Origin of the sequence: Acetobacter orientalis (genome assembly GCF_000963965.1) — a bacterium.
Classification (GTDB): domain Bacteria; phylum Pseudomonadota; class Alphaproteobacteria; order Acetobacterales; family Acetobacteraceae; genus Acetobacter; species Acetobacter orientalis.
The window spans coordinates 66,183-84,158 of record NZ_BAMX01000013.1; the positions used below are offsets into that span (position 1 = coordinate 66,183).

At 49.6% G+C, this 17,976-nt stretch carries 15 protein-coding genes and 2 tRNA genes; 9 read left to right on the top strand and 8 right to left on the bottom strand.

Annotated elements, in window-relative coordinates; translation table 11 throughout:
* Positions 1-563: 563 nt before the first annotated feature.
* The 3 genes from Abor_RS05265 to Abor_RS05275 form a co-directional block, all read right to left on the bottom strand.
* The gene (locus Abor_RS05265; RefSeq protein ID WP_052946364.1) at positions 564-3,344 is read right to left on the bottom strand and encodes a glycosyltransferase; all 2,781 of its coding nucleotides are present in this window, start codon (positions 3,342-3,344) and stop codon (positions 564-566) included.
* 122 nt (positions 3,345-3,466) lie between these two features.
* On the bottom strand, positions 3,467-4,873 hold the full coding sequence (locus Abor_RS05270) for a calcium-binding protein (protein WP_048840797.1): 1,407 nt from the start codon (positions 4,871-4,873) through the stop codon (positions 3,467-3,469).
* 539 nt (positions 4,874-5,412) lie between these two features.
* Positions 5,413-5,487, bottom strand: a tRNA-Gly gene (locus Abor_RS05275).
* A gap of 189 nt (positions 5,488-5,676) precedes the next feature.
* Between Abor_RS05275 and Abor_RS05280 the strand changes: the two genes are divergently transcribed.
* From Abor_RS05280 to ubiM, 9 genes are all read left to right on the top strand, one after another.
* A complete protein-coding gene (locus Abor_RS05280; protein WP_048840798.1) occupies positions 5,677-7,725 on the top strand; it encodes an NAD(+) synthase in 2,049 nt (682 codons plus the stop codon).
* 107 nt (positions 7,726-7,832) lie between these two features.
* A complete protein-coding gene (gene hisB / locus Abor_RS05285; RefSeq protein ID WP_048840877.1) occupies positions 7,833-8,429 on the top strand; it encodes an imidazoleglycerol-phosphate dehydratase HisB in 597 nt (198 codons plus the stop codon).
* A 132-nt stretch (positions 8,430-8,561) separates the two neighbouring features.
* Entirely contained in the window at positions 8,562-9,224 is a 663-nt protein-coding gene (gene hisH / locus Abor_RS05290; protein ID WP_048840799.1) for an imidazole glycerol phosphate synthase subunit HisH, read from the top strand.
* A complete protein-coding gene (gene hisA, locus Abor_RS05295) occupies positions 9,224-10,561 on the top strand; it encodes a 1-(5-phosphoribosyl)-5-[(5-phosphoribosylamino)methylideneamino]imidazole-4-carboxamide isomerase (protein ID WP_048840800.1) in 1,338 nt (445 codons plus the stop codon). The genes hisH and hisA overlap by 1 nt, the downstream gene beginning before the upstream one ends.
* Positions 10,561-11,349 (top strand): imidazole glycerol phosphate synthase subunit HisF, encoded by a 789-nt coding sequence (hisF, locus tag Abor_RS05300; protein WP_048840801.1) that lies wholly within the window; start codon positions 10,561-10,563, stop codon positions 11,347-11,349. Before hisA ends, hisF begins: the two co-directional genes overlap by 1 nt.
* Entirely contained in the window at positions 11,346-11,858 is a 513-nt protein-coding gene (locus Abor_RS05305; protein ID WP_048840802.1) for a phosphoribosyl-ATP diphosphatase, read from the top strand. The genes hisF and Abor_RS05305 overlap by 4 nt, the downstream gene beginning before the upstream one ends.
* A complete protein-coding gene (locus tag Abor_RS05310) occupies positions 11,858-12,232 on the top strand; it encodes a histidine triad nucleotide-binding protein (RefSeq protein ID WP_048840803.1) in 375 nt (124 codons plus the stop codon). The genes Abor_RS05305 and Abor_RS05310 overlap by 1 nt, the downstream gene beginning before the upstream one ends.
* Positions 12,233-12,275: 43 nt before the next feature.
* Entirely contained in the window at positions 12,276-12,866 is a 591-nt protein-coding gene (locus tag Abor_RS05315; RefSeq protein WP_048840804.1) for a nitroreductase family protein, read from the top strand.
* Between the two features lie 4 nt (positions 12,867-12,870).
* On the top strand, positions 12,871-14,076 hold the full coding sequence (gene ubiM / locus Abor_RS05320; RefSeq protein WP_048840805.1) for a 5-demethoxyubiquinol-8 5-hydroxylase UbiM: 1,206 nt from the start codon (positions 12,871-12,873) through the stop codon (positions 14,074-14,076).
* A 374-nt stretch (positions 14,077-14,450) separates the two neighbouring features.
* Here ubiM and Abor_RS05325 read toward each other — a convergent pair whose 3' ends face one another.
* The 5 genes from Abor_RS05325 to rsmG all read right to left on the bottom strand — a co-directional run bounded on the left by Abor_RS05325 (position 14,451) and on the right by rsmG (position 17,967).
* The gene (locus tag Abor_RS05325) at positions 14,451-14,966 is read right to left on the bottom strand and encodes a DUF4186 domain-containing protein (protein ID WP_232014977.1); all 516 of its coding nucleotides are present in this window, start codon (positions 14,964-14,966) and stop codon (positions 14,451-14,453) included.
* Positions 14,967-15,531: 565 nt separating this feature from the next.
* Positions 15,532-15,607, bottom strand: a tRNA-Lys gene (locus Abor_RS05330).
* A 66-nt stretch (positions 15,608-15,673) separates the two neighbouring features.
* On the bottom strand, positions 15,674-16,606 hold the full coding sequence (locus Abor_RS05335; protein WP_048840806.1) for a ParB/RepB/Spo0J family partition protein: 933 nt from the start codon (positions 16,604-16,606) through the stop codon (positions 15,674-15,676).
* A 1-nt stretch (position 16,607) separates the two neighbouring features.
* On the bottom strand, positions 16,608-17,399 hold the full coding sequence (locus tag Abor_RS05340; RefSeq protein ID WP_048840807.1) for a ParA family protein: 792 nt from the start codon (positions 17,397-17,399) through the stop codon (positions 16,608-16,610).
* The gene (gene rsmG, locus Abor_RS05345; RefSeq protein WP_048840808.1) at positions 17,392-17,967 is read right to left on the bottom strand and encodes a 16S rRNA (guanine(527)-N(7))-methyltransferase RsmG; all 576 of its coding nucleotides are present in this window, start codon (positions 17,965-17,967) and stop codon (positions 17,392-17,394) included. Before rsmG ends, Abor_RS05340 begins: the two co-directional genes overlap by 8 nt.
* Between the last annotated feature and the right edge of the window lie 9 nt (positions 17,968-17,976).

Sequence of the window (17,976 nt, forward strand, 5' to 3'; positions counted from 1 at the left end):
AGTTCATTTTTAATAAAAAAGAATAACCTTATTCAGGCAAAGAATTATGGGGCTCTCCCCCCCAACCCAGCAGCTACCGTCCGCTCCGTTATTATCACACGTCACGAACAAGCCTAGAGCAACATAACACCTAAATAGCCTCCGTGCGTTGCAGTTGCCCCTTATATAAAGAACACGCCACGAGGCGCCAAAACAGCTAATCTAAAGATCAACGCCCTCTTAAAGGCTGGCTCAAAGAGTTATAACCAAAACCCTATAGGGTTCTTCTGCGGCTCCATACTCAGCTTTATCGCACCAATGCTCTCGTAGCAGGGCTCAAAATCATTCAACCAGCAGCACACCACGCCAACCCTATTGAGCAGACTTTTAAAAGCGCCGTTTATAAAGCGCTACTTGATAAGCCTCATTTCATGCACAAAGAACAAAAACGCAACATGTGCATAATGGTAATGGTAATGGTAATGGTAATGGTAATGGTAGAACCTACACCCCACCATACGTTCCTATGACAGGTTCTCTTTACAAAACGCCATCCAGTTCTTAATTTCGCCCTCACCCCCACATCAAACAGAGCATGAAAGGCTTAACTCTCCTTGCCAAGCATGCGCGACATGAAGGGTACCGTATTGATGAGAATAAGCGCTCTGCCGCAAAAATACCTCTAGTGCCTCTGCTTGGCGTTTAAATGTTGTTAGTTTATATTTATAGTTATTTTTATAATTTATAAATTTATCCGTATTTTTTAAAAGATCTAAAACCGCTTTTTCTAACTCAATAGAGGTTCCATTTGCCGCAATAATGGTACCGTTTTCTCCATCCACTATGTCTTCAACCTGTCCACCACCATTTGTCGCAATAACCCATACATCTCGGGCAAGAGCTTCCCTTACACTTAAACCATAACTCTCTTTACATTGTGATGGAAAAACAAGAACATCTATTGTGTTGTAAAAATCATCCATGGTTTCTTGTGTGTAAGCAGGTAATATTTTAACGCGTCCCTTTGTTTTCCACCCCCCCGTAAAAAGTGACTCTATGCCAAGGTTTTTCTTATTATCAACAAGCATCAACTCCCAATCATAACCATCAATTTTCTCAAATACTTCACGCAGTAAATTATACCCTTTTACAATTTCCTCACCACTCACATAACCAAAACGTAAAGGCTGCGTCGCTTTACGTGCGGGTCTATTTTTTCTCGGCCAGACAAAACCATTTTTATTAACAACAATTTTTTCGGGAGAAACACCGTTGTCTATATAAAGCTGCCTATGCGACTCACTGGGTGCCAAAAGCAATGCTGCGTTATCCAACGCTATTTGCATAAATTGTGCACGCTCTTTTAAATGCTTGGACTCAGGCATACAAATTTGACATTGGGTAAGGTCTATTTTTCTTTGTCCACAAAATTTACCTTGTCCATTCACCATATAATTGCGTTCACACAACCACCATGCATCATGCAAAGTTATAACGTAAGGAATATGATTTTCCATACAAGCACGGGTTAACCCAACACCTAACCCAATTATAGAATGAAAATGTACAACATTCGGTTTTACAGCTTTGAGCCATACCCTAAAATTTTCAGTAATCCTTGGGTTATCTAGTCCTGCCAAATAACCACTATATGGCGCAGAATCTGTTTCAACCGCCATAACAGCACTTCTCCCAACCTGATACCGCACCCCCACTTGCTCTCTCTCCCTTATTTCGGGGCGTGATGTAAAAACTGAAAATTTGATTTTCTTTTGTTGTGAAAAATAATTTGCCATTTCCTCCGCAACAAATGTTGCTCCACCAAACGAATTTGGAGAAAAATAGATATTTACAGATAAAATAGAAAAATCATCTTTCTTCTCACTGTTAGGTAAGCCGAATACAGGTAAGACTTGCCGTTGTGTAATCGTGTCTTGATGATAAAAATTTAGCGCGAATTTCTGGGCACTCTTTCCAACTTTGCAGCGCAATGCAGAGCTTTGTACAAGCCATAAAATAGTCTGTGTCCATTCATGTTCCGTATGCGCTAAAAAGCCATTTTCACCTTGCTGAATAATACGCTTAAAAGCATCTACTGGTGAACATACTATTGGAATAGAAAAAACTGCACCTTCAAGAAATTTTATATTGCTTTTACAATCATTAAAAATAGATTTTTCTAATGGTGCTATTGTAATATCGGCGTTTGATAAAATCTGCATATATGTAGCGTAATCACATTCTGGTATGCATGTAATACGGCTACGCACTACATCGCACTCAACTGGCAGTGTTAATTCTCCAACTACATGCAAGGTTATACGGTGGTCTGCCAACATGGCATTCACCAAACCTTGTGCCGCAATTTTAAAATCTGCATCGTGCGTTTTAGTGCCAGATCCATAAACAATTCTGATTTCATTTTCATCATGATCTGAACGTATTGTTCCTTTTATTATAGAATCAGCTATTAATAAGGTATTTTTATCAAAAGAATTTTCAATAATTCTAACGTCTGTAAGACCCATACTCCGCATTACGTTAGCAAGCTGGTGCGTAGAGGCAATACCGCGCCCACATAGGGTTAGGCACTCCTTAAAAAGCTCCGCCCCCCATAATACCTCCTCTCTCTCTCTTTTTGAGAGTGTAATCAGATTATTATTCTCCAAATAATACTCTCTCGAAAAAATAAGGTCATCAACCTCCCACCAGGGTGACAAACCAAGGCGTTTAGCCTCTATAATAAGATCTTTAACACTGTTAAAAGCTGGCGTTCTGTAAAATACAACTTGTGTACAAACCTGTAAAAGAGAGAGAGAGTCTTTTTTATCTCTCCAATCTACGACAGAGACAGTCCAACCAAGATTTTCCAAGGCTTCTTTTTTTTGCCAAACACGATATTTAGCGCATTGTCGTAAACTTAATTCTGCAATTATCAAAATATGAGGCTCTAAAATCTCTAGATATTTTTCATTAATATTAGAAAGATATATCTTCTCATTTTTATTAGAAATTTTAAAAATTTCTTTTTTACTAAATTTTTTAACAATTTTTTTATAAAGAACTACAACACCATCACTTTTATAAATTCTATAAATTTGTTTAATAATATGGTTTATTTCTCTTTTTGATGTTAAATTCTTCCTTACAATTCTTTTTAATATTCTAAGCGGGTATGTAATCCGCCAAGAGAGAGAATTTTGCTCTATGAAAAGAGTATTATTCAAATGATTAACCCCCTTTTCTAATTCTTCTATTTTAATATTTTGGATCCGCTCACTTGCTTTATAACTTTCAAGGAGCATTTCGTTTGTGTTTGTTTTTTGAGTTAACGTGATATCTAATAGTGTTTTAACGCTTACCATCACGATAATCCTAATTATTTTCTGTATGTATTGTTTATTCTAAAACTTTAAACAAACAGGAAACCGGGTTTTAAAACCCGGTTTCCTTCTTTTATTTATTTTTCTACTGTTAGGTAAAAACTTTAAAAACCAGAGAACTGGTCAATTGTCAGTTTATCAACACCGACAAAAGTAATACGACTATTATCCGAAAGCGTTATCGTTGTATTACCATTTTGGTGGCTTGCCGAATCAAGAACCTGTTGGAAGCTTTCTTTAGTATAGCCTTTTCCGTTCTTGAGATACGCTTCATCATAATGCACAAGCAAGACAGAGTTGCCCGCAGCACTACCAAAGTCTGTAATGGTATAATCGGAGCCAGCAACACCATTACGGAAACCAAATACGTTAGCCGCGCCAGAACCACCAGTGAGCGTTGCATTACCGGTACCAGCAACCAACGTGTCTGAGGCAGAGCCACCAATAAATGTTTGTGTGGTAGCGCCATAATCAGACCCAAAGGCATGGATGCCAAACGCAGAAGACGCACCATCAAGTGTCTGGTTGCCAATGGTTGCAACAAAGAGCGATGTACCACTGGTAGAATTCAGGTGTAGGTCTAAACCTGCTGCACCAAAGATTGTGCTTTGGCCTGCGATAACTGTTGTCTCACCTGTTCCGTGCAAGAAGGTCAGGTTACCGGCAATGTTGATGTCTGCATTTTTCGTTTGTGCAACAACAAAGTTACCTTGCCCAGCAGAGATTGTACCGCTTTCCCCCCCAGATACTGTGCCATAAGCACCGTTAAGAGTAATGTTGTCTTGCACACCACCAATAACAGTACTGTTATTGCCCACCTTAATGCTCTGGTTGCTTCCGTTATCAACAACAAGAGATTGGTCACCGACATTTACTGTAGAGCTGGCGCCATTGAGCGTAATGTTTTGGGTACCGCTAGAGGCTGTAATAGTATCCTGTCCATCTGAGTGGACATAGTTCCAACCATCACCAAGGTTGATAACGTTATTGCCTGCACCAGCAGAAATTGTATTGTTACCATTCCCACTGTTAATGGTATCGTTACCATCACCAGTAGAAATTTTCCAATTTCCATTCCCGCCATCAAACAGATTGTTTCCTGATCCACTCAAGAACGTTCCATTTTGATTCGTGCTTAGAAAGTGGATACCCTGTTTGGTTCCACCAATAAAATTTAAGTTTTCAGTTGTAACTTTTCTTGCATCAACAGTTACAAAACCATCCAATGCTTGGCCGGGCTGTGCATGACTATCAGAGCCAACAGAAAGCCAATCTGGGTTACCACTAACCTGATACGAACCAGGCGTAGTAATGGCACCATAACCACCACGGTTACCGTTAAAAACATTAGAACCAGAAGTCAGGTATCGTGAATCGAGATCAGACTGTGCATTTTTCAACTGGTCAGCAAGGCTCTGCGCCTGCCGTAAAAGTGCTGAAGAATCGCAGCCGTCTACAGTTACTTGAACTGTATGGTCTCCCGACGCACCAGGAACTGTTATAAGTGCCATATGTCCGCCCTTTGTGAAGAAAAGCCTAGACCAGACAATTACTTTCTCTGTGGCCTCGGCCTGTTGGTATCACGGCAGTTGTAAGACACGCGATTTCAGGACTTCAAGCTGAAAACATGGACAACTTGTTATATTAGGGTTTTCCTTAACAATTTAGATTTTGGAAATTTTTGTATTTAAATTTGTTTGTTTTTTATCAGCTCAAATCTTAATGCGCGCCTAAAATGTAAGCCACATACTAACGTTATGTGCGGATAGACAACATCATACTATAACAAAACTACCAACTAACTCGACTCGTTTCCCCTCATAATGCGTTATTTTTTAGCGCACTATGTGGGCCTGCTATAAGCACAGGATAAAATGCTAAGAGCGCAGATAGCCAAGTATGACTTTATAATTAGGCATCTCACGCACAAGCTAAGTGTGCAGACAAACGCAGGCAACTTGCGTGGTAGTTTTTTCAAGTATTTTTTAGCAGAACCCAATGCGGTTAGAAGAATTTAACTCTCTAACGATCCGATTTTCCTAGGAAAATCTGGAGCGGGCGATGGGATTCGAACCCACGACCCCAACCTTGGCAAGGTTGTGCTCTACCCCTGAGCTACGCCCGCATTGGATGGCCTCCTTTTACGGGCGGATGCTAAATCGCGCAAGGGGGTAATTTCATTTTTTTTGTTTTTTTATATCAAATGCTTCCGCCCCCGCAGTTTTGAGCCTTTTTTTGTGAGAACACAGGCGCTTGGCTGTACACCCCTTCTCTGCAATCATCATCTGTGGCCCATCATTTAAGGAGCACTGCTGTGTCTGGTTCTGTTTTTCGTGCGCTTTACCACCATGGCTTTGCACGTGTAGCAGCCTGCACCCTGCCCGTAGCCTTGGCAGACCCGGCCACAAACATGCAGCGCACACGAGATGCCGCTTTGGCGTGCGCAGCAGAAAGCTGTGCCCTGTGTGTATTCCCCGAACTTGGTATTTCTGGCTACGCCTTGGATGACCTACGCCAGCAAGAAGTGCTACTACACGCCACAGAGCAAGCCCTAACAGACCTAGCCGCCGCCACAACAGAGCTGTTGCCTGTGCTTATAGTCGGTGCCCCATTACGCTATGGCTCTGCCCTTTATAACTGCGCGGTTGTGCTGCACCGTGGTGCTATATTGGGTGTTGTTCCCAAAAGCTTTTTACCCAATTACCGCGAATTTTATGAGGTACGCCATTTTACCCCCGGCGCTGGCCTACGTGGGCAAAGCATACGCATAGGCACACACACCGTACCCTTTGGCACAGACCTACTGTTTGACGCCACAGACCTGCCAAACTTCTGCCTTGGCATAGAAATTTGTGAAGATCTGTGGGTACCGGCCCCCCCCGGTACGTTTGCCGCTCTTGCCGGGGCTACCGTTCTGGCCAACCCCTCCGCCAGTGATATTACGGTGGGCAAAGCTGAAACTCGTACGCTTTTATGCCGCTCTCACTCAGCACGATGTGTGGCCGCTTATATTTACGCCGCCGCAGGCGAAGGGGAATCGACCACCGATGTTGCGTGGGACGGCCAGACTGCCATTTTTGAAAACGGCCAACTCCTTGCCGAGAGCGAGCGCTTTCCAACCGGTGGGCGCACCCTTATTGCTGATATTGACCTAACCTTACTGGCCCAAGAGCGCCTTCGCATGGGGTCTTTCACAGCTAACGCCCAAGCAAACCTTGCCCAGACAGCCAACACATGGCGGCGTATTCGCTTTACCCTTAATGCCCCGTTAACCGACCTGGGGCTGCGCCGCCCCTTACAGCGCTTTCCCTTTGTGCCAACAGAGGCAAACCGCCTAGAGCAAGACTGTTACGAAGCCTTTACCATTCAGGTTTCTGCCCTCAAGCAGCGTTTACGCACCTGTGGGGCCAAAACCATGGTTATTGGTGTGTCTGGTGGCCTAGACTCCACACACGCCCTGTTAGTAGCAGCCCGCACAGCAGATGAGCTAGGTTGGCCCCGCACCGCCATACGCGGCTACACCATGCCCGGCTTTGGCACCACAGACAAAACACTGGCCAGCGCACGCGCCCTTATGGCGGCACTCGGCACAGGTAACGAGGTGCTTGATATTCGGCCAACGGCTAACCTTATGCTAACCGAAATGGGCCACCCCTTTGCCAAAGGGGAACCTGTGCACGATATTACGTTTGAAAATGTACAAGCCGGTTTACGCACAGATTTTTTGTTCCGGCTGGCCAATATGCACCACGGTATTGTTATTGGCACCGGAGACCTGTCTGAGCTGGCTCTGGGCTGGTGCACCTACGGTGTGGGCGACCAAATGGCACATTACAATGTAAATGCAGGCCTGCCTAAAACGCTTATCCAGCACCTTATTCGGTGGGTCATTGCATCTGGCCATTTTTCACAGGCGGTTTCCCCCCTGCTTTCCACTATTCTGGCTACCGAAATTTCGCCCGAGCTTGTGCCCGTTACAAACGGGGCCACACAAAGCACAGAAAGCCTTATTGGCCCCTACGCGCTACACGACTTCAGCTTGTATTATGTTCTGCGCTACGGTTTTACGCCTTCCCGCATTGCCTTTATGGCAGTGCACGCTTGGCAGGATGCCCAAAATGGCACATGGCCACCCGGCTTTCCGGCGGCAGAACATAAAGCCTACGACCTGCCCACCATTAAACACTGGTTAGCTGTCTTTTTGCGGCGCTTTTTTGCAACCAGCCAATTTAAACGCTCAGCCATGCCAAACGGCCCTAAAATAATGGCCGGAGGCAGCCTCTCCCCACGTGGAGACTGGCGCGCCCCCTCTGATGGAAACGCCCGTATTTGGCTAGAAGACCTTACCCAAAACGTGCCCTAACCCCCTACTCACTGCTAAAACTTTCATCTAAGGGCCACGTTTACGCCACCGCCATGCAGCAAGAGCCATGACAGAGGCCCCGTTATAAGAGTATAATGCCAGCTATCATGAGCACACCGCGCCAAGCCACCCTTCATCGCGTTACCAGCGAGACAGATATTGCCGTTACTCTTGATCTGGACGGATCAGGACAGGCAGACATTGATACCGGCATAGGGTTTTTTGACCATATGCTGACAGCCCTTGCCAAACACGGGCTGCTAGACCTTACCGTAAAGGTACGGGGTGACCTGTATATAGACGGCCACCACACGGTAGAAGATACCGGTATTGCTCTTGGCCAAGCCCTACGCCAAGCCTTGGGCGATAAGCGCGGCGTACGCCGCTTTGGCCATGCGCTGGTGCCGCTAGATGAAGCCTTGTGCGAAGCCGTGGTTGACCTGTCTGGCCGCCCTTTTCTGACCTTTAATGCCACCTTTGACCGTGACCGCATTGGGGAGCTGGATACGGAACTGGTAGAAGAGTTTTTCCGTGCGTTTGCCATGTCTGGCATGGTCACGCTGCACCTCAACCAGAAAGACGGCAAAAACTGCCACCATATTGCAGAGGCCGCCTTTAAAGCCTTGGCCCGCGCCCTGCGTATGGCCATAGAACCAGACCCCCGTGCGCAGGGGGCCATTCCCTCTACCAAGGGAGTGCTGTAAACAGGGCGCCGGTGGTAGTTTGCCTTTAACAAGCTGCTGCCGTGCTCTTTCACCCAGCGTGTTGCTGGCTCCTGTTTTGCGGGCCTTCCCTCCGGCCCCGTTGCGCTCAGGACCCAAGAAGTGCGAGGTCCCATGACCCAGTCTCTCTCTATTGCCGTTATTGATTACGAAGGCGGCAATCTGGCTTCTGCCGCGCGTGCTGCGGCACGTGCAGCCGAGCTTTCAGGCATTGCGGCCTCTGTTTGCATTACAAATGCGCCAGATGTTGTGCTTAAGGCAGACCGCCTTATTCTGCCCGGCCAAGGCGCCTTTGCAGATTGCGCACATGGCTTGGACGCCCAACCCGGCTTAAAAGAAGCCCTGCTGGCTGCAACCCGTAAAGGTACACCTTTTTTGGGCATTTGCGTTGGCATGCAGCTTATGGCTGAGCGTGGGTTAGAGCACGGTACAACCCCCGGCCTGGGCTGGATAAAGGGTGAAATTGCCCCCATGCAGGCCCCCGGCCTACGCCTGCCCCAAATGGGCTGGAACGAGCTTAACCTAACCCGCCCCCACCCCTTAACAGAAGGGCTTGGCACGGCGCCGCACGGCTATTTTGTGCATTCCTACGCTTTACAGGCTACGCAGTCAGAAACACTTTTAGCCACAACAGACTACGGCGGGGCTGTGCCTGCCATAGTGTGCAACGGCAACGTAGCAGGCACGCAGTTTCATGTTGAAAAAAGCCAGACCGTTGGCCTGCGTATTATGGCCAACTTTTTGGCATGGCAGCCACAAACCCTTCGGGCTGAGTGATGTCTAGAAAAAAAACTGTCCAACGTATTCTCGAGCTGGAAGAAGACGACCTTCAGGCTTTGTGCGAAGCGGCTGATGCCGCAATTTTAGACGGTGGCGGCTTTGGTTGGATAACCCCGCAAGGGCGGCAGGTGCTAGAACGCTACTTCCGTGGCTTGTTGCTAGTGCCTGAACGTATGTTGTTTGCCGTAAGGCAGCACGGCGTTATTGTTGGTTGTGCCCAGTTGGTACGCGCGCCCCGCAATAACGAATCTCAGGCTATGTGCGTAACCCTTATGCACCTGTTTGTGGCCCCTTATGCGCGTAAATGCGGCCTAGGCACCCAGCTTTTGCACGAAGTTGAAAACGCCGCCCGCAGCATGGGCTACCGTGTGCTTAATGTTGATGTCTCCGCAACCCAAACGGGTGCGGTTAGCCTTTTCCGTAAAGCCGGGTTCCAACAATGGGGCACACACCCCCATTATGCCCGCATAGGTGAGCAGACCGTAAGCGGCCTGTATTTTACCAAATTACTTGATGCCACACGCGCCCCTTTCCCCCACCCTTTTGCAGAAGACCCCCGTATGACACAGGCTGAAGCATCCTCTGCTCCCTCATCCTCTCGCGCTCTGACCCTCTACCCGGCCATTGACCTGAAAGACGGAGCCTGTGTGCGCCTACGCCGGGGTGAAATGAATGACGCCACCGTGTATTCAGACGACCCAGCAGCCCAAGCCCGCGCTTGGTGCAATGCCGGGTTTAAATGGCTACACGCGGTAGACCTGAACGGTGCATTTGCTGGCCAGTCTGCCAACGTGCCTGCGGTGCGCGCTATTTTAGAAGCCACAACCGTGCCCATGCAGCTTGGCGGTGGCCTGCGTGACATCAAAGCCATTGCCTCTTGGCTGGAAGCCGGGGTTACCCGCGTTATTCTTGGCTCGGTTGCGGTTAAAAACCCTAACTTGGTGCGTGAGGCCTGCCGCCTGTTCCCTGGCCGTATTGTGGCCGGAATCGATGCGCGCTCTGGCCATGTTGCCACCGAAGGCTGGGCCGAAGTCTCTGACATGCAGGCAACAGAGCTTGCCCTGCGTATGCAAGAAGCAGGCGTTGCCGCCATTATCTTTACCGAAATTAGCCGCGACGGCATGCTGGAAGGGCTAGACCTTGAGCAAACCGTAGCCCTTGCCAACACCGTTACTATTCCGGTTATTGCCAGCGGTGGTGTGGGTAACATTGAGCACTTGGCAGCCTTGCGCAAAGCAGCAGAGCACGCCCACGGTATTGAAGGTGTTATTGTAGGCCGCGCCCTGTATGATGGTCGCGTCTCTCCAGCTGAAGCCCTCAAGGTTCTTGGTTAATGCTTAAACTCCGCGTTATCCCTTGTCTGGACGTTAAAAATGGCCGGGTGGTTAAAGGGGTCAATTTTGTCTCTCTGCGTGATGCCGGAGACCCGGTTGAACAAGCAGCTCTGTACGATGCGGCAGGAGCTGACGAGCTCACCTTTTTGGACATAACCGCCAGCCACGAAAACCGTGACACCATTTTAGATGTGGTAAGCCGCACGGCAGAACGTATTTTTCTGCCCCTAACTGTAGGCGGTGGCGTGCGCGCAACAGATGACATGCGCCGCCTGCTCCTAGCCGGGGCCGATAAATGCGCCATGAACTCGGCCGCCGTGTCCCGCCCTGAACTCATTAACGAGGCGGCCCGCAAATTTGGTAGCCAATGCGTTGTGGTTGCTGTCGACGCGCGCCAGTCTAGCCCCGGCAAATGGGAGGTCTTTACCCACGGTGGCCGCACCCCTACCGGCAAAGATGCCATAGAATGGTGCAAAGAAGTGGCCGAGCGTGGTGCTGGCGAAATTCTGCTTACCTCCATGGATCGAGACGGCACACGCTCCGGTTTTGATCTGGAGTTACTAAAAGCCGCAACACAAGCCGTGCGGTTACCTATTGTTGCCTCTGGCGGCGTGGGTGAGTTGGAACATTTTGTAGAAGGGGCCCGCGCAGGGGCCACAGGCTTGCTTGCCGCCAGTGTGTTCCACTTTGGCCAGTTCAAAATTTCTCAGGTCAAAACGGCACTGGCTGAGGCTGGCCTGCCTGTTCGTCCCTCTCCCCCTCCGTTTCAGGCAAATGCAAACGCATGATCAAGAAAGTCAGCACAAAGGCTAGTGGTAAAGTGGCACTTAAAACAACAGGCAAAAACGCACCCAAAAGCTCTGCAAAACAGCAGGGCAAAAAGGCGGCTCCGGCTAAAAAAGCAGCCGCAGCACCCGTAACCCAAGCCCCGCAAGATACCTTGAACACCCCAGCAGACATGACCGTGCTGGATAGGTTGTTTGATGTGGTGCAAAGCCGTAAAGGCACAGACCCCAGCGTAAGCCATTCGGCCCGCCTGCTGTCACGCGGCACTTACAAAATTGCCCAAAAATTTGGCGAAGAAGCCGTTGAATGCCTTATTGAAGCAGTAGCAGGCCGTAAAGACCTGCTTATTGGTGAAAGTGCAGACGTACTCTACCACCTTATTGTTTTGTGGGTTGATGCTGGCGTTACCCCGCAAGACGTATGGGCTGAACTTAAGCGCCGTGAAGGCACCAGCGGTATTGAAGAAAAAGCCTCTCGTCCTAAACAGGTTTTGGCAAAAAAGGATAAATAATGGCTGTTAACGGAACAGGGCCTTACGACCCCGAAAATATCTTTGCCAAAATTTTGCGCGGCGATATTCCGTGCAAAAAGGTGTTTGAAAATGAGTGGGTGCTGGCGTTTTACGACATTGCCCCCAAAGCCCCTGTGCATGTGCTCATTATTCCTAAAAAACCATATGTGTCGTTTATAGATTTCAACAAAACGGCTTCAGCGCAGGAAATTGCAGCGGTTATGCAGGCAGCAGGCCAAATTGCACACGACCTGCACCTAGAAGAAAGCGGGTACCGCATTATTACCAATGCTGGCCAAAATGCCGGGCAGGAAGTGCCACACTTTCACCTGCACCTGCTAGGCGGCAAAGCCCTGCCACCTTTCCCAGCCTAAGCCGTTCTGTCGTTACATCTCTTCTTCCAAACGGAGTTTTCCGATGACACCACTGGATATGCTGCTTAGCCGGGCTTCAACCGACCACCTGGTTGAGCCTGCACCATCTGCCGCACAATTGGCTGATGTGCTGGCAACCGCCATGCGCGCACCAGACCACGGAAAACTCCGCCCTTGGCGCTATGTACTTATTGAAGGCAATGCCCGCCCACTCGCCGCAGAACGTATTGTTGCCAGCATGTTGCGCCTGGACCCCAACGCGCCAGAAGCTAAACTAACAAAGCGCCGCACCCGTTTTTCTACCATGCCGCTTATTATTGCGCTGGGCATGCACCTACGCCCAGACAATAAAATTCCGCTTTGGGAGCAAGAAATGGCTGTGGCTGCTGCAACGATGAATGTTCTTAACGCGCTACATGCCACAGGCTTTGGGGCTGTTTGGGTTTCAGGAGAGATTACAGAAGACCCGGTTTTAGCCGCAGAGCTAGGCTTGCCAGCCCCCCATAAACTGGCTGGCTTTTTATTTGTTGGCACCCCAGCAGAGCAACGCCAGCCCCCACGCCGCCCAGACCCTGCCCAATTTAGCGCATACTGGACAGGCACCCCCGTTACCTTTGCAGCCGATAAGGAATAACCCCATGCAGGCCCCAACCCTGACAGATGTTGCACTTATTGGCGGCGGGCCTGTTGGGCTTGCCACAGCCCTCTCTCTTGCTAAAGCAGGGCTGGATGTTTGTGTACTGGAGCGTGCGCCAGAAGCCGTTTGGAGCGAACCCCCGTTTGATGGCCGCGAAATAGCACTTACCCACCATTCTGTGCATATTTTGCAAGAGCTGGGCGCGTGGGAGCATATTCCACAAACCGCTATATGCCCCCTACGAGAAGCACGGGTAGAAACAGGCAAATTTCGCCATCCGCTTACTTTTGATACAAACGGCCGCGGTGTTGAGGCTTTGGGCTGGCTGGTTTCAAATAACCAGATTAGGCGTGCCTTGCATGCCGCAGCCACACAGCACTCCAACATTACCCTGCTTGACCGCGTAACCGTTGAGACCGTGCGCCAAAACCCAGACCGTGCCGTGGTGCACCACACACGTGGCCAAACGGCTGCTCAGCTTGTTGTGGGGGCAGATGGCCGCTTCTCTCCCACACGGCGGCGTGCAGGCATTGGCGCCATTGTGCATGACTTTAAACGCACCATGATGGTGTGCCGCATGGCCCATACATCGCCACACCATAACATTGCCACCCAGTGGTTTGATGAAGGCCAGACGGTAGCGCTACTACCTGTTAACGGTATGGCCTCTTCTTTAGTGCTCACGCTGCCCCCAACAGAGATTGAGCACCTGCTTAGCCTGACACAAGATGACTTTAACGCTCAGGTCATGCAACGCATTGGTAACCGCTTGGGCACCATGCGTTTGGTCAGCACCCGCCATGCTTACCCTCTAAAAGGGGTTTACGCACACCGCTTTACCAGCCGCCGCCTTGCTTTAGTGGGTGATGCGGCCGTTGGCATGCACCCCATTACAGCCCATGGGTTTAACTTAGGCCTAAAAGGGCAAGAAACACTGGCAGAAGAAGTCTTTAAAAACGTCTCAACTGCCGGTGATGCCGGGCTGGCTTCTGGCCTGCGCCGCTTTGAACAAAAACACAGGTTGGCTACGGCCCCGCTCTTTGCGGGCACAAACAGCATTGCCACCCTTTACACCCACGATGGAGCGCCCTTCCGCCAATTGCGAGAAACCGGCATTAGATTGGCAGATGCGTTTACCCCTTTCAAATCTGTCGTGACCTCCCTGCTCATGGATCGTCACACAACACCCAACCACCAAGCCCCTTAAAGCCGCTAGACCGCCTTACTCCTCCTTCCTGCACTGCGCAGGAAGGGGGCGAGTTTACGCACAAACACGACGACAAACTTGGTATTGGGCACAGAGCGTAGAGGCCAGCATTCAAAAGAATGCTAAACGGCTCTTTTTTATAATTGAGCGTATGATGACACCATATCGCTTCCCCTTCCTGACACAGAGGAAGGCCTGAGAAGGGCGTTCATCAGCCCCACGATCAGGCTGAATAATTACCCCCTGAGATACTAAGACCAGAAGCGTCTCTGCCTCATTCCGGCGCGTTGAAAGCACACTCTCATTACGCTCTCAAGCCACTATTGCGATGCAAGTCCCTCAATGGCTAAATGCCACCCACGGGCCTCTATCTCTTAGGTTTTCTCTGCTAGCTCCTTATTTTTACGCCCAAGCGCTCGAGCGTATTTTGTATTCTGGCCGGGTTTTGGTGCTGGTCGATGTTGCTCTTGCCGCAACCATGCCGCTATGACAGCCAGCACATAGGCTTGCTGCACCCCGTTTAAAGGTAGGCCCTTTACAAAGCCATGCCATTTTTCAAGGCAGGAGCGGCAGCATGTGCCTGTTGCATGTTGTGCCACAAAAACAGGGTGGCCTTGCCACGGGGTTTGCCGCCCGTCTTTAGCTGGGTGCGCCGGTGCTAACCGCTTGCCAATAAAATCAGCACCATGCTCAAGCACAGCCTCAAAGCCTTTTGTCGCTAAATAAGAACGGTCTTGAGCGTTAAGATGAAACTGCTGCCTAAACTCTGAACGAGCAAGCCGCTCCCATAATACGGGCTGAACCTGTGGTAATTCACGCTCGTTAACGGCAGGAAACAGGCTTCCTTGCTTCGTAAAAATGCTTCCTTCATTTTCAGAAAAATCAGGCACAATCGCCTCCAGTTTTCTTCTTTAAAAGCCAGCTTATGGCCCTAGCAATAATAAGCGTAAGGTAACGTACGCAACCCTCAAGCCTTCACCGCTTACCGCAAGTCTCTTTTAAAAGCACGCCATGAGTGCATTTTTACGTAGCATGCGTCTTACATGATTTTTTATGAAGCAGCTAAAGCCAAGAAACTAACCTGACCTTTAAAACTCTAGAAACATATACCCATTGAACACCCACCCGATGGTGGTGGGGCTACAAAAATGGCATATGCCCCATAGAACACAAAGCTCAGCATAAGTACGGAGCAAACACAAAAAGCTAGCAGTTTGATGCTCATAAAGCTTTTCATATGCTCTCTCCTTTTTCAGCAGTTTTATAAAGAACTGAATAAAATTACAGCTTAAAACACAGCGACAAATAACGCGGTACAATGGCTGGGGTAAAGCGCACATAACAGTATGTGCACAGTTAGCTTACCAACGCCTATCAAGCGCTCCAGAATAACTCCGGAAGCCATAAAGAGCCAAATGCTCTAAAGCCTAAAACCACCTAAGTCTTTGAAAAGATTGGTGGGCGCACAAGGGCTCGAACCTTGGACCCGCTGATTAAGAGTCAGCTGCTCTACCAACTGAGCTATGCGCCCTTACAGCCCATTGGGCTGAAGTGGGGGTTATCTAACACCCCCATAGTAAAAATACAAGAGTAGTCTTTAGTTTTTTAGCCGCTCAAGCACGCTGTCTAGCTGGTCTAGGCTGTTATAATGGATTTCGAGAGACCCACCTTTATGCCCATCAAAATTGACCTTTACCTTGAGGCCAAGCCGCGTAGCGAGGTCTCGTTCCAACGCTTGAATTTCAGGGTCTTTTGCTTTTTTGGGAGCAGCATTTTTAGCTGCTTTCCCTTTGCTTTCAGAGGCAGCCTGCACCAATGCCTCTGTCTGCCGCACGGAAAGCCCCTTGGTCAGCACATCATGTGCTGCGGCAACGGGGTCTGGGTGGCCAAGTAGCGCACGCGCATGCCCTGCGGTAAGAGCGCCTGAACCAACAGCGCGCCTTACAGATTCTGGCAGGCGTAATAAGCGCAATGTATTGGCAACATGTGGCCGAGACTTGCCTATGGCATAGGCCAGTTCATCTTGCGTTAGGCTATAGTCTTCCATTAACCGGCTGAACCCTTCAGCCTCTTCTATTGGGTTCAGGTCTGCACGCTGTAAGTTTTCAACCAAGGCTGCCGCCATGGCATCAACTTCATCTAGGTCGCGCACGTGCACGGGCACAGTATGGCATTGGGCCAGTTGGGCCGCACGCCAGCGCCGCTCACCGGCAATAATTTGATAATGCCCCGGCTTATCTGGGTCTGGGCGCACTAAAATAGGCTGTAAAATACCTCTAGCCCGAATAGACTCAGCAAGCTCTTGCAGTGCCTCTGGGGCCATATCCTGCCGTGGTTGAAACGGGCCGGGGGCTAATACCTCTATTGGCAACACACTGGCTGGTATTTGCGGGGCCGGAGTTGTTGCCTCCCCCTCCTCTTTTGCGCCTTCCTCAGCTTTACCTGCGGTAGAAAAAGCCGGAGCAGTATCACCCAGAAGAGCAGCCAAACCTCGGCCTAGTTTGGGCCGAGCGGCAGGTTTACGCGCCATATTATGCTGTTCTCCCTTGAATTTCAGTTGCCAGAGCACGGTAAGAGGCAGCACCACTGGCCCGTGGGTCATAACTCATGACAGGTTGCCCATAACTTTGGGCTTCTGAAATACGAATATTACGCGGGATAACCGTCTCAAGCACGTCGTTGCCAAAAAAGCTGCGCGCATCTGCCCCAACAAGCTCGGACAGGTTGTTGCGCCGGTCATACATTGTCAGCACAATGCCGGTCATTTTAAGAGAGGGGTTAAGTTTTTTTCTGACTCGGTCGATGGTCTTAACCAAGTGCCCTAAGCCTTCAAGTGCAAAAAATTCACACTGCAAAGGGGCTAACACGCCATTAGCCGCTACAAGCGCATTAAGCGTAAGCAGGCTAAGGCTGGGGGGGCAGTCGATGATGATATAGTCTGTTTGGGCAGCCAAAGGTGCTAACGCACTCTGAAGGCGGTTTTCTCGCCCTTCTGCATCAACCAATTCTATTTCGGCCCCAACCAGCTCTGTATTGGCCGCAATAACAGACAGGTTGGCAATTTCGGTTGGTTGCAGCAATTCTTCGGCTGGTTTTTCCTGCATGAGCAGTGCGTACGACCCGCCCTGCCGTGCATCGTAGCCAACACCAAGGCCAGTTGAGGCATTACCCTGCGGGTCCATATCGACCAGAACCACACGCTTTCCATCTTCTGCCAAAGCGGCGGCCACATTAATGGCGGTAGTGGTTTTACCCACCCCCCCTTTCTGGTTGGCTACAGCCAGGACAAAACACTTCTTGGTTTCTTTGTTCGTTTTAGACACGTTCAAGATTGCTCACTTCCAAAATCACCCCATCATGGCTTGTCACGCTTGGGTGAATAGAAACATCCATGTGCCAGTAGCGTCTGGCTTCGGTCAACTCGTCTTGCGCTTGCTGGCCTTTAAGAAAAACGGCCTTGCCCCCTTTTGCCAGTAACGGTGCTGTCCATTCCAGCAATTTAGGGAGAGCCGCTAAAGCACGCGCACTCACAACTGGAGCAGGCTCTACTTTTGCCTGCTCTATACGCTCAGCCAAAACAGTAACAGAAGCCAGAGAGACACGAGCCGCCTCCCGCAGGAAAGCTGCTTTACGTTGGTCGGCCTCTATCAAAGTACCTGGTACATTTGTGGCAATAGCCGCCACAATACCGGGAAAACCACCGCCAGAACCAATATCAATAAACCGCCCAGCCCCGGCAACAAGTGGGGCTATTTGCAGGCTGTCTTTAACGTGGCGCTCCCAAACAAAGGCTAGGTCGCGGCCAGACACCAAATTAATACGTGGGTTCCACTTTTGCAGCAGGGCCACAAAGGCCTCTAACCGCTCCTGTGTTTCACGTGAAACGTTCATACTCTTTCC

Bases quoted from the DNA above. Each gene is read 5' to 3' on its own strand.
- Abor_RS05265 (WP_052946364.1), bottom strand. From the start codon at position 3,344: ATGGTAAGCGTTAAAACACTATTAGATATCACGTTAACTCAAAAAACA.
- Abor_RS05270 (WP_048840797.1), bottom strand. From the start codon at position 4,873: ATGGCACTTATAACAGTTCCTGGTGCGTCGGGAGACCATACAGTTCAA.
- hisB (WP_048840877.1), top strand. From the start codon at position 7,833: ATGAGCACACCGCGCCAAGCCACCCTTCATCGCGTTACCAGCGAGACA.
- hisH (WP_048840799.1), top strand. From the start codon at position 8,562: ATGACCCAGTCTCTCTCTATTGCCGTTATTGATTACGAAGGCGGCAAT.
- hisA (WP_048840800.1), top strand. From the start codon at position 9,224: ATGTCTAGAAAAAAAACTGTCCAACGTATTCTCGAGCTGGAAGAAGAC.
- hisF (WP_048840801.1), top strand. From the start codon at position 10,561: ATGCTTAAACTCCGCGTTATCCCTTGTCTGGACGTTAAAAATGGCCGG.
- Abor_RS05305 (WP_048840802.1), top strand. From the start codon at position 11,346: ATGATCAAGAAAGTCAGCACAAAGGCTAGTGGTAAAGTGGCACTTAAA.
- Abor_RS05310 (WP_048840803.1), top strand. From the start codon at position 11,858: ATGGCTGTTAACGGAACAGGGCCTTACGACCCCGAAAATATCTTTGCC.
- Abor_RS05315 (WP_048840804.1), top strand. From the start codon at position 12,276: ATGACACCACTGGATATGCTGCTTAGCCGGGCTTCAACCGACCACCTG.
- ubiM (WP_048840805.1), top strand. From the start codon at position 12,871: ATGCAGGCCCCAACCCTGACAGATGTTGCACTTATTGGCGGCGGGCCT.
- Abor_RS05335 (WP_048840806.1), bottom strand. From the start codon at position 16,606: ATGGCGCGTAAACCTGCCGCTCGGCCCAAACTAGGCCGAGGTTTGGCT.
- rsmG (WP_048840808.1), bottom strand. From the start codon at position 17,967: ATGAACGTTTCACGTGAAACACAGGAGCGGTTAGAGGCCTTTGTGGCC.